Genomic DNA, 24,387 nt, shown 5'->3' with positions numbered 1-24,387 from the left:
TATCAATGGATGTCAATATATAACTCCCGATCCACCCCATCCACAAACGGTGTCCACTCCCCCGCAGCATACAACTGCAGCCGGTGCATAGCCCGGGTACATGCCGTATAAAATAGCTTCCGCTCGCTCTCCCTATGATACGTCTGCGCAGAAGCATCGTAGATTAGCACCGCGTCGAATTCGACGCCTTTGGCGAGATAGGCGGGGATCACCTGCACTCCTTTTTCAAAAGTTGGCGTGTTCTTCGTAATCAGCTTCAGCTCATGCGCCCGGCCACTGGCAGTCAGACTCTCATATGCTTCTCTGCTCCCGGCGGCCGTCTTCGTAATTACAGCGATGGAGCTATAGCCTTCAGCCTGAAGCTCAGCAAGATCCTCCAGGATGCGCTCTGCCTTCAGTTCTTTGCTCGCCAGCTTAGACAGCACAGGCTTCTTGCCCCTCCGCTCAAAAGCCACAATTCCTTCGCTTCCGGGCAGCAGCTGCTTGGTGAACTCCACAATCTCGAAGGTCGAGCGGTAGCTGCGGACCAGCAGGAACTGGCTAGTCTCCTCTTCCCCGTACAGATGAAGCAGCGGTGAATGGTCCCCATACAGATTCGTGGCCTGTGTGAAGATCGCCTGGCTGAAGTCTCCCAGAACGGTCATGCGGGCGCGGGGGAACAGCTTGCGGAGGAACTCGTATTGGAACATTGAATAATCCTGGCCTTCATCCACGAAAATATGCCGCACCTGCGTATTCGTCCGCACGCCTTCGATCAGCTCCTGCATGTACAAGTGCGGGGTCGCATCTTCATAAAAGAGTGTTCCGCTGTCCAGCATCTCCCGGGTCTGCGCACAGATCTCCGGCCATAGCTCCGGTACCTCCGCTTCACCTGTCATCTTCCTGTAGGCCGTTTCATCACTGAATAATTGACGGTAGAGCCCGGCCATGTCGATAAAGGTGAACTTCCTGATCCCCCGTCTCAGCGGTCTGAACTGCTCCTTCACGATCATCTCTCCCAGCAGCTCCTGCTCCCGCTCGGCGTAATCGAAATCCCCTTCATCCTGCTCCCGCTTATGCACCAGCAGCTCCTGCAAGCGGAGGTATTTCTCCGCGAAGTCGAACACGCCCTTATCTCTGTGCAGCTTACCGTGGACTTCGGCATATTGCTCATTATCGAGGTAATTCATCTCCTCCTCTACCCAGGCTGCCCCCTGCTCTTCCTTCTGTAGTGCCGCCAGCTCGGTGAGCAGCCATTTCTGCACCAGCTCCACCCGGTTCGGCAGACGAATGGAAGGATCATAGCTATACAGCTTGGCCCGGATCTGTTCACTAGGTATGAGCACACGGTCCCGGAAGCAAATATCGTTGAACAGCATGCCCTCCTGCTTCAGCAAGCAGGCATACCCTTGAAGTGCGTGGAGGAAAGCTTCCGATGCTTTGTACTCCATGCCCTTAAGACGGGCGGCATAACCCTCCTCCTGCTGGGCGGTGAGCAGATATTCCATCTGATCGAACGGATCTTCAAGACGGAACGCGGCTCCCAGCCATCGGTCCAGATACTCCTGAAAGGTCGTCTGCTGCATATTCTCTTCCCCCAGCTCCGGGAGCACGGTAGACACATAGCTGTTGAACATCGGATTGGGCGAAAAGAGTACGATCTGATCGGCCGTCAGCCGCTCACGGTGTTTGTACAGCAGGTAGGCTACGCGCTGAAGCGCTGCCGAGGTTTTGCCGCTGCCCGCCGCTCCCTGCACAATCAGCATCCGGCTCGTATCGTTACGGATAATGGCATTCTGCTCCGCCTGAATCGTAGCTACGATGCTCTTCATTTGGGAGTCTGCGCCCTGACCCAATACCTGCTGCAGCAGCTCATCTCCGATTGTCACGCTCGAATCGAACAGATGCTGGAGCTGACCTCCGCGGATCTGGTACTGCCGCTTCAGTTCCATCAAGCCGGTGATCCGTCCTCCCGGTGTGTCGAAGGCCGCGTGTCCCGGCGGATAGTCGTAATACAGGCTCGCTATCGGGGTACGCCAGTCATAGACGATGAAGCTCAGGCCATCCGCAGCCACGAAGGAGGAGACCCCGATATAGACCTGTTCAGCCCCCTTCTGCCCTTCCTCCTGAAAATCAATCCGCCCAAAATAAGGGGACGGCAGCAGCCGCTGCATATTCTTCCATTGCCGCAGCTTCCGCGCATGACTGCGTTCCCGTTCAGACAAAACCGCTTCCTGCTGGGTGATGGTGAAGAAGCTCTCCTCGAAATCCTCCTGCGAGTTCGTATCGACCGTGACCTCTTCCCAGAATCCCCGGCGGATATCCGTAGCCTGCTCCTTTAGCTGCCCGACCTCAGGCTCCAGCTCCGCTATCCCCGCTATCAGCTGCTCCTTCACCTGCTCCAGCCACTCCTGCTCCTGCTTCCAGACCTTTGTCTCTTCCATCCTCTGAACACTCCTTTTTCTTGCTGAAATCGTTCCACACTGGCGGCTTGACAAACTGGATGTCCGTTTGCTATACTTAATATATAAATAAGATGCATTAACTCTGACCATTTACAAATAAAATGGCCGACAGTTTATTAACATTAACATATTCCCTGATGCGATGCAATCCTTTTATATGACACAGCTAACCCTGGCGCTTCCGCCAGGGTTTTATTTGTGGTATGAGCCAAAAGTATCTATTTGGCCTAAATTGCCTATTAGCGCTGTTCACGGATGTGCCGGGGCAACAGTTGGATTTTCTACACTAGCTCAGGGATGATAATCGATGCGTTTATCTAACTAATGTTCTGGCCATGCCAAAGCTCACTGTTACACCGGCCGCTCAAGCTCAAAAATCTCCCCAATCCCCGCATAGCTATTCCCGGCCAGACGGCTGACCGCCCCTAAGGCTACCGGATTAATTCTCCCCTGCTCGTAGATCGCCTCGTCCAGATGAAACTGCACGATTCTGCCAATCAACAGATCATTGTTAGGCAATGCAAGACTATGCTCAAGGACACATTCCATCCGTACCTTCGCTTCCTGAATGCCGGGAACCTTAATGCGCAGGCTATCCACAGGCGTCATCCCCGCTAAGGTGACCTCACTCTGATCAGGCGGCAACGGCGCAGCCGTCATATTCACCTGTCCGACATTCTGATCATCCACAATATGAACCACAAACTCCTTCATTTGCTTGATGTTATGTGCAGTATGCTTGGACCGGCCCCCGGCATGCTGAATAGAGACGGAGATCATCGGCGGGTTGGAGGATACGATATTGAAGTAGCTGAACGGCGCACCGTTCAAGACCCCATCCTCCGACAAGGTGGTTACAAAAGCAATCGGACGCGGAATAATCGTCCCGACCAGAAGCTTATAATTATCCCGTTCGGTGCCCTGCTGCGGATCAATAGGGATCATACTCGTGCCTCCTTTTTAATGTCAAAGCAGATTAGTTAAGCTCTCTTACCGAAACCGGCAGCAGAACTTGTTCAATCTGTGCTCTGTGCGGCTCGTATTGTGCAGGCAGCATCAGGCTGCCTCCCATCGTCTCCGGTGTTTCATCATGAGCGAAGCCTGGAGGATCGGTAGCGATCTCGAACAGAATCTCCCCATGCTCTCTGAAGTAGATGGCGTTGAAATAATTCCGGTCCTGCACCGGCGTTACCCCATATCCATTATCATGCACAACTTCCTGCCATTCAAGCTGATCCTGGTCATCCTTCGCTCTCCAGGCGATATGATGGACAGTTCCGACCCCCATTTCACCGCGCGGTACGGCCGTTACCTTCAGCTCAACCACATTGCCCAGATCCGCAGCCGAACGGTAGCGGGCGACATCGCCTTCCTGCCCCACGAATGTAAGTCCCATCACCTTCTCGAGCAGCTCAGCCGTTTGTTCAGGATGTGTGGACAGCAGTGTTGCGCCGCCGAAGCCCTTGATTGCCACCTCCGGTGTTACTCCGCTGAAGGTCCATTCATTACGCTCACCCGCCTCCCGTTCCACCAGCTCCAGATGCAGGCCATGCGGATCATCGAATTCCAGGTACTGCTCCCCGAACCGCTCCATCTCTGTATAAGCCACCTTGAATGCCGTGAGCCGCTCTCTCCAGAACGCCATCGCCCCAACTGGAATCACATACGAAGTAACGCCGACCTGGCCCCCGCCGATCTTACCCTGATACGCATCCGCCCACGGGAAGAAGGTAATAATCGTTCCCGGCTTCCCGCCATCATTGCCGAAGTAGAAGTGATACGTTCCCGGATCATCGAAATTGACCGTTTGCTTCACCAGCCTCAGCCCCAGTACCCCTGCATAAAAGTCCATATTCTCCTGCGGATGCCCGACAATAGCGGTGATATGATGAATACCCATGGTTTGCTTGTTCATTTGAATTGCCTCCTAAGTTGTTGATTCGGATTATATCTTTATATTAAGATATTTGGTTAAATATTATCTTTAAGTCAAGATAATTTATATCCTTACTTTACTTTCTATAGTTACAGTTGTCAAGTACTTGTTGAAGCCATTGTCTGAATTACACACCATTCCATCTGGCAGGCAAATAAATGTGGCTGATCCGGAGCTTCACCTATGCGCTGGGCGAAGCGCTCGATGTACCCGGCCTGCCAAAGCCGGAGCGGCTGTAGACAATAATAGTCTGTTATGCGGACACAGAGGACCTTATTCGCCGAAAAAGCCTGATTTTCTCCACGTTTCGGACTCAGAGTGGACCTTATCCTACCCTTTGGAGCTGAAATCAGGCCAATTCTGGTTACTTAACGGATTCTCTGTCCGCATAATCTGCGGATTTGCTGTAATCCGCCGAAATAACGGATTTGTAGTCCGTGAGGTTCGTGCTAGGTTGCTGACGCGCAGGGTTCTCATCCCCCGCACATACCAGATTACCAGTCACAATCCTGCACATATTGCAACTTTCATCTCTTTATATAGTCCGAAAACCAAAATTGTTGCACAAAAGGCAGTTTTCCTGCATCTGCTAAGCCGCTGAACGGATTATTCCTGCTTTTCATACAACAATCCTCGCGAAAACTACTATATCAATAAATCGGAGTTGCAATTTGTGCAGCATTTCATAGCTGTAGGCGTTAACTTCAACTTCAATTTAGAGTTTTCTCGTAAAAGCACAAGGTCAGCTTGTCGTTGATTACTTGAGTTTCTGGCGTCCTTTTATAGCCCAGCTTCTCATACAAATAGCAGTTTCGCTCCTCCTGCATAATGGTCGCCAGCCCCCAGCTCTGCGCATCGGCATAGACCTCTTCAATCAAGGCGAAGGCTTGCTGTGCTATGCCCAGGCCTTGGTACTGCGGCAATACACATATCTGGCCGAGCCAGTACTCATGCTTGTCCTTCTTCTTGACTCTGACGCTTCCTGCCGCAATCCCGGCGTTATAGATGATATAGTAATCAATAAAATCCTGATTCATCCGTTCCACGATTCTCTCCAGTGTCTCATTGGCTGGGCTTGTCTCATGATCCTTATATTTCTCCAAGAGCGGCAAAAAGGCCTGAAGCTGCATAGCATGAATATCTGCCGCATCCTCCAACGTAGCTTTACTTAGTGTAACCTCTGACTTTTTCATAGTATGTACCTCCTGACGTTATTACCGGAATGTATAGTTACCTTCCTTTCAATACTACAGGTTCCATCAGACTCAAATCATACAAATTCCCGCCGCACGGAGGGCTGTCATTGCGTATATGCTCTTCCAGGCAGAGTCTGCTGCGGTCAGAGCGGTACTTTGGGCTATCGACTAATTGGTCCATCAGTATCTTCCAGGAGCCGCCAATATCATCACTGCTATCCAACTTAGCATATAGCCCGCCGGGCAAGATCATTTCCTTGAAGGGCTCAGGGACGCTGATTCCATCCGGAATTGTCGCACACATTCCATAGCCATAGGGTGTACCTGCACTACTTGGCATAGGCTTCATATTCCCGCCGAATAACCGGGCCGTGCCCAGAAGATTAGCAGATTCCAGCCAATCCATGATAGGACCCATCGCTTTCTCTTCGGGAGAGGGGTCTACCACGATATGATAAGCAACTCTCATCGCCGGCAGGGTAATCACTTTGAATGTGGACCTCCCCGTTACATTACTCATAAAAACATTCTCCATTTCGCTAAGCAGTTCCTCCTGAATGGAGGTCCTCTTATTGGAATTATTCAGGTAATCGAGTAGCTGATGTAATTGCTGTCCCATCCGTTCAAGCTCTTCCTGGTGCACCTGTAGAGCCATTATCCTGTTCTGTATGACCTGTTTAAGCGCAGACACAGAACTATTATCCAAGACAGCCTGTATTTCTCTGATCGGAATATCCATTCTCCGCAGCAGCGCTGTGATCCTGATACACTTAAGTGCATGTTCATCATATGTACGCCAGCCGGAAGATACCTCTCGCTTACTCTGAAACAATCCTTCCGCTTCCCAGTGCCGCAAGGTGCGGCTCGTCAGCCCGAGTTGCTCCGACAATTGCTGTATGGTAACAACAGTCCTGTTCATTTCTCCCTCCTTCCTGTGATCACATCCTTATCCTATCACTTGACGCCGCGGCAACTTTAAGGGGCTAACCGTGCATATCCGAAAAAAACCTTCCCCCCCTGCGCATTCTCAGTGATCCTATAGGGCTGGCGCTGGTCATAGTAACGCTGGACGAACTCGCCATCACCTACCGGATAGAGCTCAATATGGACGTTGCCGGTGAATCTGGTGAAGTACAACTTCCCGTGGGTCAGCTCGATCTGAATTTTGTCTGCGAGATAGGTTCCGCAGTACGCCCTTAAACACTCCTCACTGAGCTGAAGCTCAGGATGCCGGGCCGGAGGCTCTACCTCCACATCATGAAGAATATCCGCGAGCGCATTTCCAAGTCTGTACTGATTAATGCCTTCATTGTTCGAGAGGATGATAATGCACAGATCCTCCGCGTAAAAATGCTGCATATACGTGCAAATCCCCAGCTGATCGCCCCCATGGGAATACCTGTCTTGCCCATATAGAAGGTGATGCTCCAGGCCGTAGCAGTAGCTGTTCTCGTTCTCTTGAAAGAATCGTTCATAAGCCGCAGAGGACAGGAGCTGCCGGCCGCGCAGACAGACATACCATTTGTACAAATTCGCACAGTCCGTTACCATACCGCCTGCACCGATACTGAACTTCTCGTTATAATACGGGCATTTGACGGTGTCCGCGAAGTCTGTGATATAGTTGCTGGATCTATTCTCAATCACGGCGCAGCCGTCATCCACTGTGCTGTTGTTCATCCCTAGAGGCAGGAAAATATGCTGATGCAGATACTCCCCGTACCTCTCCCCCGAGACATGTTCTATGATCCACGCCAGCAGATTGTAGTTGGAGTTATTATAATCGTACGCTGCTCCTGCCGGCTTGGTTGGCTTCTTGTTAATGTATTGCCGGAAGAACCTTGTCCGGGAATAGTCCAGCCGGTAGTCTCCGCCGAAGAAATCATTCTCAAAATTATAAAAGTTATATAAACCGGAGGTATGCGACAGCAAATGATGGACAGTGATGGACTCGTCAATGGCCAGCTCTGCCGGGAGATACTGGCGTGCAGGCTGGTCAACATCCAGCAGGCCCTTGTCATGCAGCAGCATGACGGCGAAGGCCGTAAACTGCTTCGACATGGAGGCGAGGGAAAAGCGTGACGCCAGCGTATTTTCAATTCCAAACTCCATGCTTGCATACCCGCTGGCCCGCTCGAAGAGCACCTCGCCCTTCCTGATGACCTTAATCACGCCGTAAAAACTCCACAGCTTCAGGTACTGATTCGTATAATCCTCCAGTTTCTCACGCAGGGTCTGCACAGTTTCATCTCCTAACTTAATTGGGACTGCTTGATGCGTTCACAACAACCAGGATGACTACAGCTTCTGAAACAACCGCTCTCCGTTAATCTGGATAAATCTGTACATGCCGGCGCAAACCGCTACCAGAAGCACGCCATATCCCAGCAGGATGAGATTTCCGCCCACCCCAGGAAGAAGCATGAACAGTACGGCGGGAACAGCCAGCGTTAGGACACCGATTAGCATCGTTACCAGCACCGACGCACTCTGCTTGATCGCCGCAACTTCGCTGGTCCAGTCCAGCTTGGGCAGCTTCAGGTTCACCATAACGCCCAGCAGCGCGGAATAGCAGGCATAGATGACCGGAACAGTCAGCATGAGTATACTCTCCATCCATCCGGCATGCAGGGTATAGGCCAGCAGTCCCCAGCTTACGGCAATCACCGGTAATGTAATGGTGAGATTCACCGCCACCTTGCTGAATACAATCGCTGGTTTGGGCACAGGTGAGCTGGTCAAGATCCACAGATGGTTCCCTTCCAGCGAAATAGAGCTGGCTGTCGTACAGCTCAGAACAACGAACAGAGAGATAACCAGCGGACTCAGCGAACTTAGGGCATCTGACAACTGCGGGATATCAAGTATGGTTCCCAGCTGCTCAGAGCTGACGAATAATAAGGAAATAGACATCATCAGGAGCAGCACCATCCCAATCCCTGTGTTCAGGACATAATTAACCGAGCTGAAATAACGGCGCAGCTCCTTAAGATACAAGGCCTTGAATGCTGAATTAGCCTGTAACGGCTTCATCTTATATCCACGGCTTGCGCGGCTGGTCATAAGCCCTGTATGAATCGCCTTGTACCGGGTCGCCAGCAGGACCGAGAACAGCATGAAGGCCAGCACAGACACCGCGATGAAGAAGATCAGGGCGCTAACCCGGTATGAGCAGACCGCGTCAACATACACGGAAGCCGGGGGATACACCTTGAAGATCATATCACCCAGAGCGGCTCCAACATCTATAGTCGCCTGCTGCCCTTGATTGAGCGTGAACGAGCCCAGCATCAGTACAATGATGAAGGCGAAGGTGAGGATCATATTCACAATTTTGCTCGCCCGGAACCGGGAAGAGATCCAGCTAATAAGGGAGCCCACAAGCGTAGCCGCTATAATCGGCAGTAAGGTAATGAAGAAGAGTGTCATTAGAAAAAACAAATAATAGAGCACGCCCGGCTTCACATGTATCGCATACACCGCCCCCGCCGGAAGCATGATTAGCAGCGTGAAGAACAGATTCATCACATAGAGCTGAAGCACCCGGCTCGCCACAACATGGCTGGTCTTCACCGGGAGGGACATAATCATATCGTAATCCTTATAGCTGAATAATACCCCGCTGGCTTTATAGACCGTAGTGAAGAAGCCGACCAGCGAAGTGACCGCCATCATCACAGCCAGCAATAGCTCCATCCGCCCAAGCTGCTCGAACGACTTCGCCATCATGAAGCTGTAGCTGAATGATACAGCCCCGATCATGAGTATACCGGTTATCACCAAGAGGCTGATCAGCAGCGCCTTGCGTCTGCGTGCAGGGTCTTTCGTATGGAGCGCCTGATTGAGGCCGAAGGAGGACAACAGCTGCAGCTTTGTTAATCTCCAGACATTAATCATGATCGATCAGCTCCATGAATACGTCTTCCAGGCTTTTCTCGCCCCTTACCGTTTCCGTTAAACCGTGGGCAATCAGCCGTCCGCCCTTGATGATCGCAATCTTGTTACAGAGTTTCTCTGCCGTATCCAGAACATGTGTGGAGAAAAAGATGGCGCTGCCCCTGCTGCACAGATCCGTCATGATCGTCTTCAGCGTATGCGCCGCCTTCGGATCAAGGCCCACAAAAGGCTCATCCAGGACTAACAGCTTCGGCTCATGAATAAGTGCAGAAATAATGGCCAGCTTCTGCTTCATGCCGTGGGAATACGCGGAGATCAGATCACCCAGACTCGCTGTAAGCTGGAAGGCGTCACCGTATTGCCTGATCAGCCGCTCCCGGGTGGACCCCGATACACTGAAGAGATCGCCGATGAAGTTCAGGTACTGAATCCCCGTCAGGTGATCGTACAGGTCCGGATTATCCGGGATGTAGGCAATATTCGCCTTGCAGGCTACCGGATTCCTGCGGATCGAGATACCGTCAATCTCAATCTCCCCTTGTTCAAAATCAAGCACGCCCACCACAGCGCGGATCGTCGTGGTCTTGCCTGCGCCGTTATGCCCGATGAAGCCGTAGATGTCGCCCCGTTCAACCTCAAGGCTAAGATTATCCACCGCCTTAGCCCCGCCTTTATAACTCTTCGTAAAATTCTTGATGGTCAGCATTTCCTCTCACCTCTTCCTTGGTGTTAGCAAATAACTATAATACGAACCATCCGGGCAGATCGTTCATTTCTATTAAATCCCAATCTCCCGCATTTTTGCCGTGATTAAGTTCATGCGGGGCTCAAGTGTCCCGCCGCTGTATTTCGGGAGGCGTATTTCATCGACGATCCGGCCGTCACACATGAACATAATCCGCTGCGTTCTGGCCGCCACAGTGGCATCATGGGTGACCAGCATAATGGCCGTCCCTTCCTCATTGATCCCGGACAACAGGTCCATGATCTCCCCGGCGGCCTTCAGATTCAGCGCACCGGTCGGCTCATCCCCGAAAATAATCCGCGGACTCCCCATCAGCGCCCGGCAGATGCCGGCCCGCTGCAGCTGTCCGCCCGAAGCCTCCGTAATATCACGCTTCGCCAAGTCTGCAATGCCCACCTTCTGCATAAGCTGCTGCGCCTTTTCCGTAATCGCCGCAACCTTCCGCCGGTTGCCGCGCATCGACGGCAGAATGATATTATCCAGAATGTTCAGATTCTTCATCAGCGTCGGCTGCTGGAACACGAAGCCCATTCTTGTTCTTCGGAGATCAGCAAGCTCATCGCCTTCCAGTATCGCCAGATCGCTGCCCTCAAAAGTAACCAGCCCCCAGTCGATCCGCTCCATACCGCTCAGTGCAAACAGCAGCGTGGATTTCCCTGAGCCTGAAGGTCCCATCACCGAGACGAATTCACCTTCGTGAATATCAACGGATACTGCGTCCAGCACCTTGCGGCGCTCCCCGCCAGTGCCGTATTGTTTGGTTATATTTTCACCCGAAATAATCTTCTTCATCTTCTTGATCTACTCCTTAATATTGCCGGATATTTGAATTCGGCCGATGCCCGATGTGCCGAAGACTGCCCCTATCAGTACAGAACCAGTCATAATCAGCGGACACAGCAGATACGCGGAGAGGGGATGGACCACGAACTTGAAGGACGAAGCTCCGAAGGAGGAGATCACAGCCCCGGCAAGAATCTGTCCCAGAGTGTTCGCGAGCAGGGTGCCCAGAACCATCCCGGTCACCAATACAAATACAGCACGCACATAATACTGTACAGTCAGATCGGAATTCCGGAAGCCCAGAGATTTCATGACGGCAATAGGGTAACGGTCCTTAGCTACCAGCATCCGCATGAACAAGAGTGTAATCAGTACATTCAGAACCAGCATCACAGCTAGAGCAGCCCATGCAGCCTTACCGACTGAGCGAATGGTGGAGCCGAAGGTCTGCGTCACATATTCGTCAATCCCCGACACCTTCGCATAACTGAACTGCCGGGCATATTCGCTTACCGCGCTGCCTGCTTGCGACTTATCCGCCAGCTCTGCATAGATGACAGACCACATCGCCTCTGCGGATGGGGTGGTGAATACGGCCTTGGCCGTTTTGCCGCCGTTAGTCACATCGGAATAAATTCCGCTTACCGTAAGCATCCGGGGTTCTCCTTCAATCAGCAGGATCAGGGAGTCTCCGGGCTTTTTGCCCAGATCCTTCGCATTTACGGCGGACAGGGCGATTTCTTTCGCTGTCTCCGGTCTGCGCCCTTCCGAATAGGCCACCGGGAATATAGAATGGTCCCCCAGCTCAACCTTCAACCGTTCCTCCGCTCCATGCTCCAGCTGTACGTTAAGCGCCCGCGTGGTGAGTACCGCATAGCGGGAGACCGACTGATCCTGGTCCATGACCCGCGCAATAGCTGCGGCCTTCTCAGCAATATGGTCCGTCTGCTGGATATCCAGCCGCAGATCACTGTCACCGATGCCCATGTATGTAATGAAGCTCGGAGAGGAGATCGTATGATAGAGATTCTGGGGCACAATCATAAGGAAGGAAGAGATGACGAGCACCGCAAGCATGGTTGCGTATAGACTTTTTCTGGACAAGACATCCTTAACGCCCAGGTAGACATTCGTGCTGAACAGCCGGTTGCCGCTCAAGGTCAAACGTCTGGAGCCTCTCCGGGTCTCCTGAACTGTCCCGAACCGGATGGCTTCGACCGCCGAAATCCTGCGGAAACGCTTCAGCACCCGGTTCACATAGGCAATAATAGTGAGGAATACAAGCAGTACACCAAAGACGCCACACGCCAGAGCAAGGGCCGGATGCGCACTTTCGCCCATATACAGCCTGATATTCTCAAGCAGCAGACCCCGGAAGCTGAACGCTAATATAAAGCCGAGGATGCTTCCCATAGCCGCTATTGCTGCGTATTTGGCGAGATAGATTCTTTTGAGATCCGAGACACGCAGACCGATGGCCTTCATAACGCCGATCTCCCGGTAATCGCTCTCGATGGTAGCCATAAGGGTGAACCGTATACATAGAAAAGCAATAATAACGACCAGCACGCTCGCCAGCAGGATCACCGCAATCATCAGCCCGTCAGAGATTGCATTAAGCACTCTGAACAGAGGATAGGTAATTACCGGACCGTTCCCTTCCAGTCCTGCTGCGGTGTAGTCGGTCTCAAAGGCTCCCAGCATCGACAGGTCCCTCAGTCTGAACTCAATCAGATATTCTGTGGTTCCGTACGGTGCCAGCTCCGCATAATCCGCCGGGCTGACGAGGAACCGCTTCGACGAAGCGAGCAGCGAGTTCATCTGTGAATCCCGCAGGAACCCCGCTACGGTGAGACTTGTGTCTCCCACGGTAACCGTCCCTCCCTCCTTGACGGAGCCATCCTTCATGTAACTTATCGGGACATACACCTCGCCGCCCCGTACATTAATCACATTCCCGTCCAGATCAAGCAGATAATCAAATTTCCCGCTCTGTGTGCTGAAGCCGTTATCCTGCACACTGTCCGCAAGCGTATGCCCGTCCATGACAATCCTAGCGCCTTCTACATTAAGGAAATCAAGCACCTGGTGTTCTTCAACCTTATTGTTCTGCTCTGCAAAAGCTTTGAGCCGGGCTTGATCCAGCTGGCCGGAATGCATCTGCAGGAAATGCGGCGTCTTCGCCTGCGTCATCAGATGATCGATCGCCCCGCTCAGATTGACAACCAGAATGGCTGACAGAGAGACGAGCATGGCTGCAGCAGCTACGAACAGCATCGTCGTGAGTGTAATTCCCTTGCTTGTGCGGATATCTCTGCGGATGATTCGGTAAAACATAAGTTACCCCCTGCTCTCAAGACTTGTAATGGATTTGAGCCGATAGATCATGACCGAAGAGGCGCTTAACAGCAGGCCGGCAATGATGATGAGGAGTCCCATCCCCCGCCCGCTGCCAGTGCCGATGATCCGTCCCACACTACCCGCCAGAACTCCGCCGCTTACCAGCAAGGGAGTAAATACGTAGTCTGCCAGCACACCTGCCAGCATATAGGCCGCCACGAATCCAAGCTGCGAGAGCAGTCCGATCAGTGACCAGGCTCTCCCCTGGACGGAATTATCGATATTGGTGCGGACCAGATAATCCAGGGCAGTATTTGTAAAGGGCAGCATGGCAAAAAACATAAAGCCCGCAGCGCCGATCAATACGATGTTCTCACGCAGCCCGAAGACGGCGATACTGATCCCTGAGCAGAAAAGCGACACTGCCAGCATGCGCACGAAATTCTTTTGTATCCGCAGCATCCCTATAATGACACTCGACACCAGCATTCCCGATGCCATGACCGTCTCAAGCGTCCCCAAGACCGCACTGCTGGAGAACGCCAGAATCATCGGCATGCATAAGGTCTCGATGAACCCGATGAAGAAGGTCATGACCGAGGTCATAATCACCAGCACCAGCACCCCACGGTTCCCGGAGACCGCCCGCCAGCCTTCTTGAAACTCCCGGAGGAAGGCCGGTGCCTGCTCCGCCTTCTTGGAGGCAAGACCACGGCGGACCGCAAGTGTAGTAGGTACGGTTACCAAAAACGTGCAGATGTCGATAATCAGCAGCAGCTTCACATCAGAGACTGTAAGCAGCAGCCCGGCAATGAGCGGCGAAATCAGATATTTGGCGGAGCCGGCAATCTGCACAAACCCGCTGGCCTTCGTATACTGCTCTTCTGTAAGCAGATCGGTGATCGTAGCCTTATAGGCGGGATCAAGCAACGAGGAGAATACCGAGCTGACGGTTACCCCTAAGCAGATCTGCCACAGCTGTGCTTCTCCATTCAGCAGGCAGACCAGAATATAGATCAGACCTAAAGCAGAGAGCGTATCCCCTACCACCATTAGCAGCCTGCGGTCATAACGGTCCGCCAGCACGCCTGCGACTGGACTGAGCAGCAGTGACGGCATGAATGCCAGGAGGGTCACCAGCGCCATAGCCGACGTCTGCCCGGTCTGCTGTAAGGTATAGATCCCCAGCCCGAACGCGGTAAGCCCGCTGCCGATGGCTGAGATCAGTTGTCCTGACCAGAGAAACAGGAATCTGCCGAATCCTATGCCGGAATTACTCATCACCATGAATTCCCTTCGCTTCATTGGCGCTGCCGAACATCTGCATTACGCTCATTAGACTCCCACTCCCGGCACCAAGCAGCCGTTCCACATTGGCGATGAAGGCCAGAACGCGTGACATACGCTCCTCCTCCGTCATGTCAACCATGTCGTTATCAAAAATTGTGGTGGCATAGACAACGACCATCTCCATGCATTCATACGGATAGGGAGTATTGAATATCCCCTGCTCTATCCCCTCACTGATGATGGAGGCCAGAATGGGCGGAACGCTACGGATGACCGCCTTCTGAACCTTTTGATGCATCAGTGCATTCTGCGGCTTGTGGATATGCTCCATAATCTCCGTGCTGCTGTCTCCGCTGCTGATGTTCAGCGCCATGACTACACGGAGAATCCGGTCAATGACGGGTATGCTCTTGTCTTCAGCAACCTGCTGCGCGGCATGAAGGATAGTGGCATTCGTCCGCTCAATCAGCGCGTCCATAATATCCTCCTTCGACTTGAAGTGATAATACAGTGTCCCGCGCGCAATGCCGACCTTGCCCAGAATATCGCCGGTGCTCGTACCGTCGAAGCCCTTCTGTCCGAACAGCTCCGCGGCTGCATCCAGAATCTCATTTCTGCGGGCTTCCGCTTCTTTGACAACTCTCATAGTCATGTCTCCTTATGGTGAAGCTGGGATGATACTAACTTTGGGTGTAACCGTAGATTTATTTGTAATAATTCCGATCACCGACCGACTGTCTGTCGGTAAGTGATTATAGCATATCACGCTTGGCTGGAACATGGTAGCTTAAATTTTTCGCATACATTTGGCTCACGCGCCCTCACAGCAGCGATTGTATTCGATTTTTCGCATACCGCAAAGCAGGGATTCTCCATATCAGAAAATCCCTGCCTCACGCCCGCATTGTGCCAGCACCTTCTCCAGCCCGTTCACCAAGCTTTTGAGCACCATCAGCTTGCTTCCGGAGTCCAGCCGGTAATAGTTGCGGGTGCCTTCTTTGCGGACGCTAACAATTCCGGCTTCTATCAAGATTCTAAGATGATGGGACACGACCGGACGGGAAAAGTGGGTGATCCCTCTGATCTCGCCTACACGCATGCCCGGATCTTGCGGCCCTTGCAGCAAGGCCAGCAGGATGGCTTGCCGGGTCTCGGCACCGACCGCGTTCAGCACCTTCAGCGAATTCTTGAATTGAGACGCCAGTTCATCCATCAATTCCTGATCCATGGAAATCCCTCCTATTGTTCTCTATCGTCACGATTGTTCTCTATTGTCACGAACCCTATCGTTTCGTTCAGCGGCTCACCCCTGGGGCAGTGACTAGAATCTTGCTGGCCAGGGCAATCATCTGCGCCCGCTCCTCCCCGGTAAGACCCTCGGTTACCGCCGTAATCTGACGCTCGATCTGCTCCCCGACCTCATGAATAATCTTCCAGCCTGCCGGAGTAGCCCGTACATTGAATGCCCGCCGGTCACTCTCTGATACAGTTCGTTCTACCAGCCCGCGGCGCTGCGCCCTGTCGACGAGCCCTGTAATACTGGATTTATCGAGGCCCAGATGCTTCGCCAGCTGCAGCATACCCGGCTCCCGGTCGCGCAATATCCCCAGCAGACGGATCTGAATGATCGACAGATCATGCTCCGTTCCTATTCGGGCCAGGATATTCTGCACCAGGAAGGATAGCTGCACAAGGCTGTCTACCATCGACAGATCTTCCAGTTTATCAAAAGAATTATCATAACTGCTCATTGATTTCACTCCACTTTTGTATATTTCAGACCTGTTTGCTCCTATTGTATCACAGCAGCCGTTGACTTTGTACGTAATACAAACTATATTGTTCGTATTACAAACTTATTAGTTTGTTTCACAAACAAAAATCACTCATCCAGGTATACCACCTGGGTAAATGGAGGCCTATTTATGTACGCTGCTATTGTAAGATCATTCAATTCAGCTCCGAAATACGAAGAGATTGAAGCTCCGGCACCCTCAAGAGAACACGAAGCTCTGGTGGATGTGCTGGCTGCCGGATTACATCTCCGGGTCCGGGCACAGGCCAACGGTTCTCATTACACGAGTACGGATGAACTACCGTTAATCCCCGGTATTGACGGCGTCGGACGGCTCCCGGATGGTAAGCTGGTCTATTTTGTTGCCACCGATAATGCCTTGGGATCGTTCGCAGACCAGACCCTCATCGATCTCCGCCGCGCTGTCCCGCTACCCGCAGATGCTGATCCCGTGCTCATCGCCGCCGCCATGAATCCAGCCATGTCTTCATGGGTGACTCTCCGCCGCCGGATTCAGGCTAAGCCCGGGTTCAAGGTGCTCATTCTGGGCGCCACCGGCAACTCCGGGCAGATGGCCGTTCAGATCGCCAAGCTTATGGGAGCCAGTCAGATCATCGCTGCCGGGCGCAACCCGGAACGTCTCCGTTCGCTTACACAGCATGGTGCGGATGTACTCATACCGCTAACCGGAGATCCCGGGACAGTGGCCCGGAATCTCGGCGAAGCCTCAGCCGAAGTGGATATCGTTCTCGACTATCTGTGGGGTGAGCCTGCTGCACTCGCCATGCTCCCGATATTAACCCGCCGGTCCGACCGCAGCCGGCTGTTAACCTGGATTCAGATCGGTTCCATGGCAGGTGCGGACGCCGCGATTCCTTCCGCTGCGCTCCGTTCTGCCAACTTCCAGATCATCGGCAGCGGCCAGGGGTCCGTCACGCCAGCCGGTTATCTGGCGGAATTTCCGGCGCTGATCCATGCGATTGCAGAAGGTCAGCTTACAGCGAACCCTATCGTTTATCCGCTCTCCCAGATTGAACAGGTATGGAAGACTCCGCCGGCCAGTCAGCAGCGTATTGTCTTCGTGCCGCAAGCGGAAACGGATTTGCCGTCCTTTTAAAGGACGGTACAAGCTATGTCCGGGTATCGTCAAGCTGAGTTGCTTCGATTGTAACTTCTGTTCTTGAACATTCTGGAAAGTGAGTGATAGACTTAGCAGGGTACGCTACTTGAAGGAATCTTCAAAGGAATGATATCAACCCATCATAGAACAGGAGGCCGAAGAGCAGTTGGCGATTTATCTGGTTAGACACGGCAACGATGACGAAGGATATCGCGGCGGATGGAGCCAGCGGGGGCTGAATAGCCAGGGTTACCGGCAAGCCGAGAAGCTTGGCCGTTTTTTGAGAGAGAATTCGGCTTCATTCCCTATACAACGTATAGTCAGCAGCGATCTGCAGCGGGCGCTGGATACAGCCGGTGAGCTGGCAAGAGAACTGGAGTTACCCTTGGAGCGCAGTACGGATTGGCGGGAGATGAACAATGGCGTGATCGCCGGTATGCCGAACGAAATCGTGAATGAACGGTATCCCGGCTTATACTTCTCAGGCCTGCGGATGGACGAGCGTTACCCCGGCGGAGAGAGTCCGCTCGAATTCTTCACACGGATTCAGGAAGCCTTCACCCGGCTGTGCGAAGAGCATGCGGACAACGGCCCTGATAATAACCTGATGGTTGTTACACATGGCGGTGTCATAAACATCATCTATCACCTCATCAAAGGGATCGGCTGGAATAACCGCGGCAGTAAATTTCCGGCTTCCTATACCAGCCTGCACAGAATTGAGCATGTAGATGGAAGATGGAGCCTTTCACTGGAAAATTATACGGTCTAGCTGCTGCGCTAACTCTGCGTTACGCAGGCGGCCCGATCAACACAACAGCACACGCCCGGCTGCCGAGATTCTAATCTCTGCCGCCGGGCGTGTGCTGTTAATAATGCCTGAGTAATTGAAAGGATGCATCAGGACGTATAATTCTGCCCCAGCCCAAGGCTGCTTAGCAGCTGTCTATAGGCAATGGATGTCCGGTCTGCCGGAATATGGGCTTCAGCCTGCAGATCCAGCGGCAGATCCTCCGGCGTCTGCGACTCTACCATCTCCGCATCCTCCTGGAACACCTGTAGATTGAACTTGACGGTATCCTCGATTGGGGCGTTCTTATCGAAGTTGCGTGAGATCGGGCAGAACAGCCGGGTATAACGGGCCGACACCGGAGAAGCACAGTTCAGAATCTTCAGCCTGCCCTCATCCGGGAAATAAACCGTCAGCGATGCGGCGAACGGGGCGAATACACGGAATTCCCGCAGCCACTGGAAGCCTTCAGGTGCAGGATTCTCCTGCCCTTTGCCATAGTTGCTGACCGTGCTCCAGTATTCGGCGACCAGCTCCGTCTCCCCTTCGCGCCATACCTTGTACTGGGGGACCTCTGTGTTATTGCGGTCACCGAAGGTTGCCGTATGCACGTAGGCGAAATGGGATACATCCAGGAACCCCTCCATCTGCCGCCCGGAAGAGCCGGCTATGTCGAAGCTCGGGATCAGAATATTAATATAGTCGGGGTCCTCCCAGGCCGGGAAGGCGGGAATCTGCTCCGGCGCATCTGCAAGGCAGGTCCAGATCAGACCGTACCGTTCGATGGCCGGATAGACGATCAATTTCAATTTGGGCGAGATTTTGGCGCTGGGATGCGCCGGTACCGCAGTACATTTCCCTTCACAGTTATAGCGGAACCCGTGATACGGGCAGACAATCTCCCCGTTCTCCACCCACCCCTTACTCAGCGGGGCTCCCCGGTGAAAACACAGATCCCGGGCAATAACCACCTTGCCTCCGCTGCGGTAGCACACCAGCTTCATATCCAGCAGCTTGACCGCCACCGGCTGATCCTGTACCTCTGCTGCCGTAGCCACCGGATACCAATACTGGGCCAGAATGCGCCAGTCTTCAGGTGAGAAGGTGCAATCACGCGGTAGTTCAAGCTCTGCCTGCCGTTTCTTTTCCTCTATCATGGCTGCCCCACCTCTCCATATAGTATAGATGCATAAGATTTCTTAATTATATGTCATAATAACTGACTTGTTGAGTGTATTTTAAGCTAAATTCATCATGACAATCAATTATTCAGCTGAAAATTTTGGTTTCGAGCCTAAAAACAACTTTACAATGTTATGCAAAATGACATATCGATGACCTACCCAGATTCGGTACGGTAATTGGGCCGTTTTAATTTTAGCTAAAAATTTAACTAGGTTTCAAAATTTCACTTGCTTTATTAAAGTTATCAGCTATAATAAAAAACATAACAAGCAAAACAAATTACGGAAAACAAAAACCAGGGAGGAATTACAATGACAACACTTAATATCGGAATTATTCTTGGAAGCACACGCCAGGGCCGCGTTAGCCCGCAGGTAGGGGAATGGGTGAAGGGGATCGCTGACGCCCGTGGAGATGCTAATTACGAAATCGTAGATATTGCCGACTTCAAGCTGCCGCTGCTCGGGGAAAGCGACAGCTATGCTGAAGCTCAGGCTTGGGCAGCTAAGCTGGCTACCTTGGACGGATTCGTATTCATCGTTCAGGAATATAACCACAGTCTATCCGGGGCACTTAAGAACGCACTGGATTCTGCTCGTGAAGAATGGAACAACAAGGCTGCCGGTATCGTCAGCTACGGCTCCGCCGGAGGCGCCCGCGCCGCTGAGCATCTGCGCGGAATCCTCGGCGAATTATCCGTCGCCGACGTTCGTGTTCACCCGCTGCTCTCGCTGTTCACCGACTTCGAGAATGGTTCGGTGTTCAAGCCGGCTGACCTGCATGCTGCCAACGTCAACGCTATGCTGGATCAGGTTCTGGCCTGGAGCGGCGCGCTGAAGACACTGCGCCAGTAAGAGCTCATTCGAAGCAGTTCCAGCTCTATACAAGTCCGAACATGAAGCAAGGGGAATCTCCAGCCAGACGGCTATGGAGATTCCCCTTATTTGTTCTATATTAGTAATTCTCAGCCCTTATCGCGGAAGCAGCCGGCTGATCAGCTCTCTGCGGCTGGACACGCCAGTCTTGGCGAAGATCGATTTCAAATGATCCTGCACCGTATACGCGGAGATATGCAGCGATTCTGCCAGCTCCTTAGTCGATAGTCCCAGCGCCAGCAGCTCTGCCAGCTCCTTCTCCCGCGCAGTCAGGGCGAAGGCTTCGGCCAGCAGCCGGAAGACATCGCCGGAGCGGGCACTGACGAAGGATACGGCGAGTTGTGTCTGCGGACCGCCAAGCAGGCTTGCGGTAACCGTCAGATACGCTCCGTCTCCGATTGGAAGACTTGTTCTTGCCTGAGCAGTCCCGGTTCCGGCAGACTTCTTCGCGCCGAGCACCCGCAGGCAAACAGCACGTACCGGACCGGGAAGCAGCCCTTCTTCGAGCTGCTCCAGGTTCCAGATCTGCTTCAGCCAGTAACGGGCCGCTGTATTCGCACTGACCGGGACCAACTGTTCACTCAGCACCAGAATTCCGTCATCCTCAGGCGCTGCCCGGTCCGCTCCGGTTACCGGCAGGACAGAGGCATATGCGCGCAGACGTTCAGCGATCAGCGGAGCTGCCGAAGCCAGCAAGGTGCAATCCTGCTCCTGGAACAGCGGCTGCCCCAGCGGACGGAATAGGGTCAAGAATCCCCAGCAGACCCCGCCTGTGCGCAGTGCCACGCGCAGCTCATCCCCGAATCCGGCGGGCTGCAGCACCTTGCGGTAACGCGCGCTTATCCCCAGGCTTCCCCCGGTCACTCCGCTTAAGCAGGCTGCCGGAATATCCGCCGCCGCTAACTGCTCATACTTCATATAATCCTCATGCAGATATTCATATTCGAACAATAGCGGATGAACCTCTTTAAGTCCCTGCTCCGTGACCGCCCCTGTGGTTAAAAGCGTATGCGGGTCTACTGTCGTACAACAGGCCGCAGAGAACGGCACCAGCAGGCGGAGTCTGGCAATCACCGCTTCCCGGTACTGCTGCGAATCCAGCACCGGCCCGCCCCGGGCAGGATCAAGCTGTAATAGGGTATGTATTCCCTTGTTCATCTTCTGTCCTCCCCTCTCCGAAATCCCACAAATGTGGGATAGTCTGCCGCCCCTCTTAGCAGGATAATGATACGTAACGTTAATTATACCGCAGAACCTGCAATCCACCACGAAGGACGGGAATAATCATGAAAACAGATATAGTAGTAATCGGCGGCTACGGCCATGTCGGGTCAAAGATCAGCCATATTCTTGGAGAAGTGCACCCCGGCAAGGTCTACGCGGCAGGAAGAAACCTGCACCGGGCCGAGGAATTCTCCCGCAGCACCGGAGGGAAAGTGAAACCGCTCCAGCTGAGCGCCGACCTGCCGTTGGAACCCAAGCTGCTGGAGAAGGTCAAGCTGGTCATCATGTGCCTTGATCAGCAGGACACGCGGCTGGCTGAAGCTTGTCTGCAGAGCGGCACCCATTATGTAGATGTCTCGGCAAGCGGAGACTTCCTGACCATGCTGCAAAGGCTAGACCCTGTGGAGCATAATCTCAAGGCAGCGGCAGTGCTGAGTGTCGGCCTCGCTCCGGGGTTAACGAACCTGCTTGCGGCACGTGCCGTCCAGGAGCTGGACCATACGGAGCAGATCGGCATCTCGATCATGCTGGGGCTGGGCGACAGCCATGGACAGGCGGCAATGGAGTGGACGGTGGACAATCTCGGAGCCGACTTCGAGATTACCGAACACGGCAGACCGCGTACCGTCTCCAGCTTCACAGAAGCCACAGCTGCTGATTTCGGCTTTGACTTGCGGCAGCACCGCGCCTACCGCTTTCCTTTTTCGGATCAGATGACTCTGCCTCAGATCCTTAATGTCCCTTCTGTCTCGACCCGGCTCTGCTTCGATTCCCGGAGCATGACCTCAGCAGCAGCGCTGCTGCGCCGCACCGGACTGTCCCGTCTGCTGCGTAACCGGACGCTACGCAACCTTGCGGTCCAGGCGTTCACCCGCTTCCGCTTCGGCTCGGAGCGCTATGCGGTCAAAGTGGATGCTTACGGCAGAAAGGACGGCAGAGCCGCTTCCAGAGAATACGGCATTACAGGCGTACATGAAGCATCCATCACAGCTCAAACGGCGGCCGGAGTTGCACTAAGACTCTACGAGTCAGCTCCATCTCCCGGTGTCTATCACATTGAGCAGCTATTCTCCCTTGATTCACACGGGGAACAATGCTCGCTAATTCCGTCCGCCTCGGGCGGAACCGGGCCGTCCTTCCGTTATCCGCTGGAGGGAATGTCTATCTGGACCCGCTCCGGCCGGCCTTCACATGCTTAAGCTGGGCGACAATAATTACGCTGATAATCACCAGCAGGAACCATGAGCTGATCTTGCCGAACCCTACCAGCTGCCAGCTCTCATGCTGGTCCGGGTATTGCCACGCCCCCAGGAAGGTCGCAATATTCTCGGCCAGCCAGATGAAGAACCCCACAATGGCAAAAGCCAGCACAAGCGGCATCCGGTACGTCTTGCCCTGCACCCGGTAGATGATCCAGGTTCTCCAGAATACCACTACGACCAGGGCTGTCAGCCACCAGCGGAAATCGGGAATGAAGTGATGGGGGAAGAAGTTCAGGTAGATTGCGCCGCCCAGCAGTCCCGCCGAAGCCAGGCCCGGCCAGCCGGTCAGCTCCATCTGCAGCCTGCGCCAGATCTGGCACATGAAGCTGGCCACGCTGGCGTACATGAATCCGCTGTACAGCGGAACGCCGAACAGCTTCGTATAGCCGGGCTCCGGGTACGCCCAGGAGCCCATTTGGATTTTATAGAGCTCCAGTACCAGACCGATCACATGAAACACACAGATGACCTTGATCTCATCCAGCGTCTCCAGCCCGCTCCGGTACATCAGGTACTGCACAGTGAGCAGGATCAGCAGAATCAGATCATAGCGGTGGATGAACGGCAGCCGGAACGTGTCCGTAAGAATGAGAGTCCCGAAGATCGCCACCGGAAAGATACAGCTCATCGCCTGATGATACCCGAAGTGCAGCAGCCTTATCACGGCTCTCAATAACGTCCCCTCCCCGCTCCCGTTACCCATCATTCTGTAGCATCCGCTGTATATTCCAGAATATCCCCCGGCTGGCAGTCCAGTGCCTTACATATTGCCTCAAGTGTTGAGAAGCGGATCGCCTTGGCCTTGCCGTTTTTAAGGATGGACAGGTTCGCCATCGTAATTCCCACCCGCTCCGTTAGCTCGGTCACACTCATTTTCCGCTTAGCCAGCATCACATCAATATTCACTATAATCGCCATGGTCGCCACCTCAGACTGTCAGATCATTCTCAGATTTCAATGCTATCGCTTCATTCAGGAGCTTCTGGAGCACCGCCGCGAATACAGCAATCACCATGGAGGCGAAAATAAGGATCAGCCCGATCACAATAATGCCCGGGGCATCATCCTTCTCCGCCATCAGATAGAACAGCGGCAGCCCCAAGGTGAACATTCCGCTAATCGATACAGCCGCATGCTTGATATGCTTCAGCACCCGCACCGAACCCTCAGCGAAAGCCTCATTACGGTCAATGAAGCCTAACAGCCTGTAGGCCTGGGACAGTGCAATGAAGAACGGCAGAGCCGCCCCGTACAGATCTATCATCACCAGCACCTGGATGTAAGAATGGTCTGGATACAGCTCCGCCGCGAAGTCAGATATGGCAGGGACCACAAAGATACACAAGGCCAGCGCAGCCAGCGCGAACAGAATAAGTACCGCCTTCAGAAACGTGGTTGAGCCTGGCTTACGGTTCATCACACATACACCTCACTTGTTAGAGTGAGTATAACTTAGCATAGTATTTATTGTTTATCAATATATGTTAATCGAAAAAGAATATATT

At 53.3% G+C, this 24,387-nt stretch carries 24 protein-coding genes; 4 read left to right on the top strand and 20 right to left on the bottom strand.

All coding sequences use genetic code 11. The features are described 5' to 3' along the window. Positions 1 to 2: 2 nt before the first annotated feature. From helD to MKX63_RS24800, 15 genes are all read right to left on the bottom strand, one after another. A complete protein-coding gene (gene helD / locus MKX63_RS24870) occupies positions 3 to 2,423 on the bottom strand; it encodes an RNA polymerase recycling motor HelD (RefSeq protein ID WP_341020882.1) in 2,421 nt (806 codons plus the stop codon). 372 nt (positions 2,424 to 2,795) lie between these two features. Continuing rightward, a complete protein-coding gene (locus MKX63_RS24865) occupies positions 2,796 to 3,389 on the bottom strand; it encodes a flavin reductase family protein (RefSeq protein ID WP_341020881.1) in 594 nt (197 codons plus the stop codon). A 31-nt stretch (positions 3,390 to 3,420) separates the two neighbouring features. Further along, positions 3,421 to 4,359 carry a ring-cleaving dioxygenase gene (locus tag MKX63_RS24860; RefSeq protein ID WP_341020878.1) on the bottom strand — a complete coding sequence of 313 codons (939 nt, stop codon included), beginning with the start codon at positions 4,357 to 4,359 and terminating at the stop codon, positions 3,421 to 3,423. 385 nt (positions 4,360 to 4,744) lie between these two features. Beyond that, on the bottom strand, positions 4,745 to 4,885 hold the full coding sequence (locus MKX63_RS24855) for a hypothetical protein (protein ID WP_341020875.1): 141 nt from the start codon (positions 4,883 to 4,885) through the stop codon (positions 4,745 to 4,747). Between the two features lie 205 nt (positions 4,886 to 5,090). After that, entirely contained in the window at positions 5,091 to 5,573 is a 483-nt protein-coding gene (locus MKX63_RS24850; RefSeq protein ID WP_341020871.1) for a GNAT family N-acetyltransferase, read from the bottom strand. A 37-nt stretch (positions 5,574 to 5,610) separates the two neighbouring features. After that, positions 5,611 to 6,495 (bottom strand): MerR family transcriptional regulator, encoded by an 885-nt coding sequence (locus tag MKX63_RS24845; RefSeq protein WP_341020868.1) that lies wholly within the window; start codon positions 6,493 to 6,495, stop codon positions 5,611 to 5,613. Between the two features lie 56 nt (positions 6,496 to 6,551). Next, positions 6,552 to 7,817, bottom strand: a complete 1,266-nt coding sequence (locus MKX63_RS24840) for a serine hydrolase domain-containing protein (protein ID WP_341020865.1) — start codon at positions 7,815 to 7,817, stop codon at positions 6,552 to 6,554. 57 nt (positions 7,818 to 7,874) lie between these two features. Continuing rightward, the gene (locus tag MKX63_RS24835) at positions 7,875 to 9,473 is read right to left on the bottom strand and encodes a hypothetical protein (RefSeq protein WP_341020863.1); all 1,599 of its coding nucleotides are present in this window, start codon (positions 9,471 to 9,473) and stop codon (positions 7,875 to 7,877) included. Beyond that, the gene (locus MKX63_RS24830) at positions 9,466 to 10,179 is read right to left on the bottom strand and encodes an ABC transporter ATP-binding protein (protein WP_341020858.1); all 714 of its coding nucleotides are present in this window, start codon (positions 10,177 to 10,179) and stop codon (positions 9,466 to 9,468) included. Before MKX63_RS24830 ends, MKX63_RS24835 begins: the two co-directional genes overlap by 8 nt. A gap of 72 nt (positions 10,180 to 10,251) precedes the next feature. Next, a complete protein-coding gene (locus tag MKX63_RS24825) occupies positions 10,252 to 11,010 on the bottom strand; it encodes an ABC transporter ATP-binding protein (RefSeq protein ID WP_341020857.1) in 759 nt (252 codons plus the stop codon). A 9-nt stretch (positions 11,011 to 11,019) separates the two neighbouring features. After that, positions 11,020 to 13,338 carry an ABC transporter permease gene (locus MKX63_RS24820; RefSeq protein ID WP_341020855.1) on the bottom strand — a complete coding sequence of 773 codons (2,319 nt, stop codon included), beginning with the start codon at positions 13,336 to 13,338 and terminating at the stop codon, positions 11,020 to 11,022. Positions 13,339 to 13,341: 3 nt separating this feature from the next. After that, entirely contained in the window at positions 13,342 to 14,622 is a 1,281-nt protein-coding gene (locus MKX63_RS24815; protein WP_341023262.1) for an MFS transporter, read from the bottom strand. Further along, complete coding sequence (locus MKX63_RS24810; RefSeq protein ID WP_341020853.1) at positions 14,615 to 15,277, bottom strand: TetR/AcrR family transcriptional regulator; 663 nt, start codon at positions 15,275 to 15,277, stop codon at positions 14,615 to 14,617. The genes MKX63_RS24815 and MKX63_RS24810 overlap by 8 nt, the downstream gene beginning before the upstream one ends. A 231-nt stretch (positions 15,278 to 15,508) precedes the next feature. Continuing rightward, positions 15,509 to 15,859 (bottom strand): ArsR/SmtB family transcription factor, encoded by a 351-nt coding sequence (locus tag MKX63_RS24805; RefSeq protein WP_341020850.1) that lies wholly within the window; start codon positions 15,857 to 15,859, stop codon positions 15,509 to 15,511. A 67-nt stretch (positions 15,860 to 15,926) separates the two neighbouring features. Next, complete coding sequence (locus tag MKX63_RS24800; protein WP_341020847.1) at positions 15,927 to 16,382, bottom strand: MarR family winged helix-turn-helix transcriptional regulator; 456 nt, start codon at positions 16,380 to 16,382, stop codon at positions 15,927 to 15,929. A gap of 174 nt (positions 16,383 to 16,556) precedes the next feature. Here MKX63_RS24800 and MKX63_RS24795 point away from each other — a divergent pair, with 174 nt between their 5' ends. Then, positions 16,557 to 17,543, top strand: a complete 987-nt coding sequence (locus MKX63_RS24795) for a quinone oxidoreductase family protein (protein ID WP_341020845.1) — start codon at positions 16,557 to 16,559, stop codon at positions 17,541 to 17,543. 169 nt (positions 17,544 to 17,712) lie between these two features. Beyond that, entirely contained in the window at positions 17,713 to 18,318 is a 606-nt protein-coding gene (locus MKX63_RS24790; protein ID WP_341020843.1) for a histidine phosphatase family protein, read from the top strand. Between the two features lie 128 nt (positions 18,319 to 18,446). On the opposite strand, the gene MKX63_RS24785 is transcribed toward MKX63_RS24790, so the two are convergent. Continuing rightward, positions 18,447 to 19,493, bottom strand: a complete 1,047-nt coding sequence (locus MKX63_RS24785; protein ID WP_341020842.1) for an aromatic ring-hydroxylating dioxygenase subunit alpha — start codon at positions 19,491 to 19,493, stop codon at positions 18,447 to 18,449. Between the two features lie 339 nt (positions 19,494 to 19,832). Between MKX63_RS24785 and MKX63_RS24780 the strand changes: the two genes are divergently transcribed. Beyond that, entirely contained in the window at positions 19,833 to 20,375 is a 543-nt protein-coding gene (locus MKX63_RS24780) for an NADPH-dependent FMN reductase (protein ID WP_036729889.1), read from the top strand. Between the two features lie 117 nt (positions 20,376 to 20,492). Here MKX63_RS24780 and MKX63_RS24775 read toward each other — a convergent pair whose 3' ends face one another. Beyond that, the gene (locus MKX63_RS24775; protein ID WP_341020841.1) at positions 20,493 to 21,554 is read right to left on the bottom strand and encodes a helix-turn-helix transcriptional regulator; all 1,062 of its coding nucleotides are present in this window, start codon (positions 21,552 to 21,554) and stop codon (positions 20,493 to 20,495) included. Between the two features lie 128 nt (positions 21,555 to 21,682). On the opposite strand from MKX63_RS24775, the gene MKX63_RS24770 reads away from it, so the two are divergent. Further along, the gene (locus tag MKX63_RS24770; protein WP_341020839.1) at positions 21,683 to 22,819 is read left to right on the top strand and encodes a saccharopine dehydrogenase family protein; all 1,137 of its coding nucleotides are present in this window, start codon (positions 21,683 to 21,685) and stop codon (positions 22,817 to 22,819) included. On the opposite strand, the gene MKX63_RS24765 is transcribed toward MKX63_RS24770, so the two are convergent. Genes MKX63_RS24765 through MKX63_RS24755 form a run of 3 tightly spaced genes read right to left on the bottom strand, consistent with a single transcriptional unit; the run spans position 22,782 to position 24,299 of the window. Next, positions 22,782 to 23,555 (bottom strand): DUF817 domain-containing protein, encoded by a 774-nt coding sequence (locus MKX63_RS24765; RefSeq protein WP_341020836.1) that lies wholly within the window; start codon positions 23,553 to 23,555, stop codon positions 22,782 to 22,784. The genes MKX63_RS24770 and MKX63_RS24765 overlap by 38 nt on opposite strands. Positions 23,556 to 23,584: 29 nt before the next feature. After that, positions 23,585 to 23,800 carry a helix-turn-helix domain-containing protein gene (locus tag MKX63_RS24760; RefSeq protein WP_341020834.1) on the bottom strand — a complete coding sequence of 72 codons (216 nt, stop codon included), beginning with the start codon at positions 23,798 to 23,800 and terminating at the stop codon, positions 23,585 to 23,587. 10 nt (positions 23,801 to 23,810) lie between these two features. After that, on the bottom strand, positions 23,811 to 24,299 hold the full coding sequence (locus tag MKX63_RS24755; protein ID WP_341020833.1) for a DUF2975 domain-containing protein: 489 nt from the start codon (positions 24,297 to 24,299) through the stop codon (positions 23,811 to 23,813). Positions 24,300 to 24,387: the final 88 nt, after the last annotated feature.

Origin of the sequence: Paenibacillus sp. FSL R7-0179, from assembly GCF_038002265.1 — a bacterium.
In the GTDB taxonomy this organism is placed as follows: Bacteria; Bacillota; Bacilli; order Paenibacillales; family Paenibacillaceae; genus Paenibacillus_AQ.
Note: the sequence above shows the minus strand (reverse complement) of the source record. Positions and strands in the feature narration are given on the sequence as shown.